The organism is Rhizobacter sp. (genome assembly GCF_031412075.1).
In the GTDB taxonomy this organism is placed as follows: domain Bacteria; phylum Pseudomonadota; class Gammaproteobacteria; order Burkholderiales; family Burkholderiaceae_C; genus Rhizobacter.
Genome location: NZ_JANOCG010000399.1, coordinates 1 through 3,732 on the forward strand (window position 1 = coordinate 1; position 3,732 = coordinate 3,732).

Below are 3,732 nucleotides of genomic sequence, written 5' to 3' on the forward strand. Positions count from 1 at the left end.
CACAACGACGCGTGGGTGAACACCAGCACGTAGAGCCACACGGTGAACAGCGCGCTGAACAGCCCCACCAGCTGGCTCATGATGCCCAGGCCGATGCTGTTGATCGCGTCGTTCAGGCGGTAGGTGTTGCGGCCGCGTTTCTGGCCGACGAGAAACTCGACACCGATCATCAGCAAGAAGACCGGTGTGGCGAGGACGATGATTTGCGCAGGGGTCATCGGTCAATGGTGCCAAGCCGCTGCATGCGCGGGAATCGGGCGTACCCTGGTTTAGGCAGCGTGCCCTACGCGGTCGTTGCTCTCGTCGAGCGAGCCACTGTCCAGGTGCGAGGTGTCGCTCCAGCCGATGAGGGTGAAGCCGCCCTCGGTGTAGAGCAGGCGGTTGATGCTGGCGTTGCCCAGTTTCCAGGAGCGAGCGGCCTGCAGGTCAAGCCGAGAAGCGGCGCGGTACAGGCAATCCATCACGCCGCCATGCGCCACCAGCGCGACGGTCTGGCCCGGGTGGGCGGCAGCGAGTCGCGTGGCAACTTTGACGCAGCGCTCGAAGAACACGTGCAGCGATTCGCCATGCACACCTGGTTGAAAGTCGGGGTCGCGCTTGCGCCAGCGCAGCGACTGCTCGGGCCAGCGGGCCTCGATCTCCTTGTAGGTGTGGCCCTGAAACTCACCGAAGCCACGCTCGCGCAATGCCGTGTCGGTTCGAACCGGCAAGCCGGTCGCGTGGCCAATGGCCTGCGCGGTCTGGTGGGCGCGCAGCAGGTCGCTCGAATAGATGGCGTGAACCCCCTCGTCGGCCACGGCAGCGGCCAGGCGCTCGGCCTGCCAGCGGCCGGTGTCGTTGAGCGGGATGTCGAGCTGGCCCTGGATGCGGGTGTCGACGTTCCAGGCGGTCTCGCCATGTCGGATGGCGAGGATGCGGGTCACTTGTTCATTCATGAGATCAGCCGGCGCCGGGCCGCCCCAAGGCGGCTGAAGCCCCCTTCGGGGGGCAGGAGTGAAACGACGTGGGGGTTGTCATCAAATCAGGCGGCGGTTGAGCGTGTAGGTGCCGGAGTGCGTGGCTTCAGCCAGCACGTGCTCGAAGATGGCTTCACGCACTTGCGGGCCGGTGAAAGCGCCCTCCACTGCCGCACGCGGCACACTCAGTGCGTAGAGCGTGAACACATAGTGGTGGATCAGCGAATCGTTGAACGGCGGGAAGGGGCCGTCGTAGCCGATATACTGGCCGCCGTTGGCGGGGTCGCCGGCAAACCAGCCGGTGTAGTCGTTCAGGCCATGGCGAGCGCCGTGCAAGCTGTCGGGGCCGGGCTTGCCGCGCGGCGTGAAGCCACGGCTGAACTCGCCTTCGGCGAGCTGCGACAGGTGCGCCGGGATGTCGACCATCACCCAGTGGAAAAAGTCGACCCGCGGCAGGTCGCTCGGCACTTCGCGGTCGGGTTGGTTGACGTCGTCGCCGCGGCTCGGCACGTCGAAGTCGTGGCAGATCAGCGCAAACGATCGGGTGCCCACCGGCACCTCGCTCCAGGCGAGGTGCGGGCTGATGTTGTCGGAGAAGGTCACGCCGTGGGCCACGTCGGGCTTGCCGGCGGCAAAACGGGTGGGGATGCGGTCGCCGTTGATCCAGCTGTCGCTCAATAGCTTCATGGTCTTGTTCGCCTCGATGTGTGAACCGCTCAAACGCCCCAGACGATGCTTTCGCCCGCACCATGCGAGCGTTTCATCATCTCCAGCAGCGGCCAGGCCCGTTGGCGCAGCGTCACGCCATCGCCCTTGCCGGGCTTGGGTTGGTCGTCGTCGCCCTGCGGCAGCTTGCGCATCGCTTCGTCGGCCGCCACGGCCTGCTCGATGGCTTTCATCGCGGCCGGCATGTCGGCCGTTTCGATGATGCCCTTGGCAGCCGGCTCCTTGCCGATGATGCGCAGCACGGCGTCGCCCCCGGGGGCCAGCATGATCACGTCACCGGCCGCTTTCGACTTGAACTTGTAAATCATTGGTAGAGGTACCCGTGGTTGAACGGAAAGCGCGATTGTGCGCCCCCCATCGCAGCTCGGAATGGTAAGAAAATCAAGCCCACTTCACAGCCCCGAGGGTCATCATGAAATGGTTTCGATTCGGCCCCGAGGGGCGAGAGCGTGTGGGCGCGCTCGACGCACAAGGCGGCTTGCGCGACCTCTCAAGCGTCGTCCCCTCGCTTCACCTGCCCACTCTGGGCCGCGCCGGCCTGAAACGTCTGAGTCAACTCAAGCCCGATGAGTTTCCTCGGGTCAAGGGCCAGCCCCGTCTGGGGGTGCCCTTCACCGGCATCAGCAAGTTCGTGGCCATCGGCCTGAACTACGCCGACCACGCCGCCGAGTCGGGCCAACCCATCCCGAAGGAACCCATCATCTTCATGAAGGCCACCAGCTGCATCAGTGGCCCCAACGACCCGGTGCAACTGCCGCCCGGCAGCGTGAAGACCGATTGGGAGGTCGAACTCGGCGTGGTGATCTCCCACACCGCCCGCCAGGTGAGTGAGGCCGACGCGGTCAAGCACGTGGCCGGCTACTGCGTGGTGAACGACGTGTCGGAGCGCGAGTACCAATTGGAGCGCGGCGGCACCTGGGACAAGGGCAAGGGCTGCGACAGCTTCGGCCCGATCGGCCCGTGGCTGGTGACGCCCGATGAAGTGCCCGACCCGCAGGCACTCGGCATGTGGCTCGACGTCAACGGCAAGCCGTGCCAGCGCGGCAACACCGCCACCATGATCTTCGGCGTGGCTCACATCGTGAGCTACGTGAGCCGCTTCATGACGCTCTTGCCGGGCGACGTGATCTGCACCGGCACACCCCCCGGCGTGGGCCTGGGCATGAAGCCGCCGCAGTTCTTGAAGGCCGGTGACGTGATGACGTTGGGCATCGCCGGGCTGGGCGAGCAGCGGCAGCTGGTGAAGTAACTACTTCGTGATCAGTCGCACCACGCTGCTCGGCGGTGGTGCCACGCCGACGCGGCTCTCGAAGCTCGGCGAGTCGAGCGCGGGGGCGTAGAGAAAGCCCTGGAACTCGTCGCAGCCCGCGTCGAGCAAGAACTGCCGCTGCGGCTCGGTCTCGACGCCTTCGGCGATCACGCGCAGGTTCATCGCGTGGCCGAGCTGGATGATGGCGTTGACGATGGCCACATCACCCGCATCGCCAGGCAGGTGGCTCACGAAGCTGCGGTCGATCTTCAGCCGGTGGATGGGAAAGCGCTTGAGGTAGCCGAGGCTCGAGTAGCCGGTGCCGAAGTCGTCGATCGCCAGCTGCACGCCCAGCGTGGCCAGGGCCTGCAGCCGGTGCAGCGCGTCTTGGGCGTCGTGGATCAGGATCGATTCGGTCAGCTCCAGCTCCAGCAGCTGCGGCGGCAGGTGGGCTGCCTTCAGCTCGCGCGCCACACGCTCCGGGAAATCGGGCTGCTGGAACTGCAGCGCCGACACGTTGATCGACACCGGCATGGCCACCCCATTGGCGCGCCACGCGGCGGCCTGGCGCACCGCCTGCCCCAGCACCCAGTCGCCAATGGCGATGATGAAACCACTCTCTTCGGCCACCGGGATGAACTCACCCGGCGGCACTTCGCCCAGCACCGGGTCGCGCCAGCGGATCAGCGCCTCGGCGCCCACCACCGCACCGGTGCGCAGGTCGATCTGCGGCTGGTAGTGCAGGCGGAACAAGCCGCTCACCAGCGCCTGGCGCATGGCATGGTCGATCTGCATGTGCGA

General features: G+C 66.4%; 5 protein-coding genes and 1 pseudogene. 1 reads left to right on the top strand and 5 read right to left on the bottom strand.

The features are described from left to right. The 4 genes and pseudogenes from RMO40_RS15090 to RMO40_RS15105 form a co-directional block, all read right to left on the bottom strand. Positions 1-218: pseudogene (locus RMO40_RS15090) on the bottom strand (sterol desaturase family protein); the annotation flags it as partial. Positions 219-269: 51 nt separating this feature from the next. Further along, positions 270-935: a histidine phosphatase family protein gene (locus RMO40_RS15095; RefSeq protein ID WP_309722957.1), complete on the bottom strand. Its 666-nt coding sequence runs from the start codon at positions 933-935 to the stop codon at positions 270-272. 81 nt (positions 936-1,016) lie between these two features. Further along, positions 1,017-1,643, bottom strand: coding sequence for a YbhB/YbcL family Raf kinase inhibitor-like protein (locus RMO40_RS15100; protein WP_309722961.1), 627 nt, complete (start codon positions 1,641-1,643; stop codon positions 1,017-1,019). A 29-nt stretch (positions 1,644-1,672) separates the two neighbouring features. After that, positions 1,673-1,990: a DUF1840 family protein gene (locus RMO40_RS15105; protein WP_309722963.1), complete on the bottom strand. Its 318-nt coding sequence runs from the start codon at positions 1,988-1,990 to the stop codon at positions 1,673-1,675. A gap of 104 nt (positions 1,991-2,094) precedes the next feature. On the opposite strand from RMO40_RS15105, the gene RMO40_RS15110 reads away from it, so the two are divergent. Continuing rightward, positions 2,095-2,931, top strand: a complete 837-nt coding sequence (locus tag RMO40_RS15110) for a fumarylacetoacetate hydrolase family protein (protein WP_309722966.1) — start codon at positions 2,095-2,097, stop codon at positions 2,929-2,931. Here the strand turns inward: RMO40_RS15110 and RMO40_RS15115 are convergent. Beyond that, positions 2,932-3,732, bottom strand: an 801-nt coding sequence (locus RMO40_RS15115) for an EAL domain-containing protein (protein ID WP_309722969.1), incomplete at its 5' end; no start/stop codon positions are given. It abuts the gene before it with no gap.

Bases quoted from the DNA above. Each gene is read 5' to 3' on its own strand.
- RMO40_RS15095 (WP_309722957.1), bottom strand. From the start codon at position 935: ATGAATGAACAAGTGACCCGCATCCTCGCCATCCGACATGGCGAGACC.
- RMO40_RS15100 (WP_309722961.1), bottom strand. From the start codon at position 1,643: ATGAAGCTATTGAGCGACAGCTGGATCAACGGCGACCGCATCCCCACC.
- RMO40_RS15105 (WP_309722963.1), bottom strand. From the start codon at position 1,990: ATGATTTACAAGTTCAAGTCGAAAGCGGCCGGTGACGTGATCATGCTG.
- RMO40_RS15110 (WP_309722966.1), top strand. From the start codon at position 2,095: ATGAAATGGTTTCGATTCGGCCCCGAGGGGCGAGAGCGTGTGGGCGCG.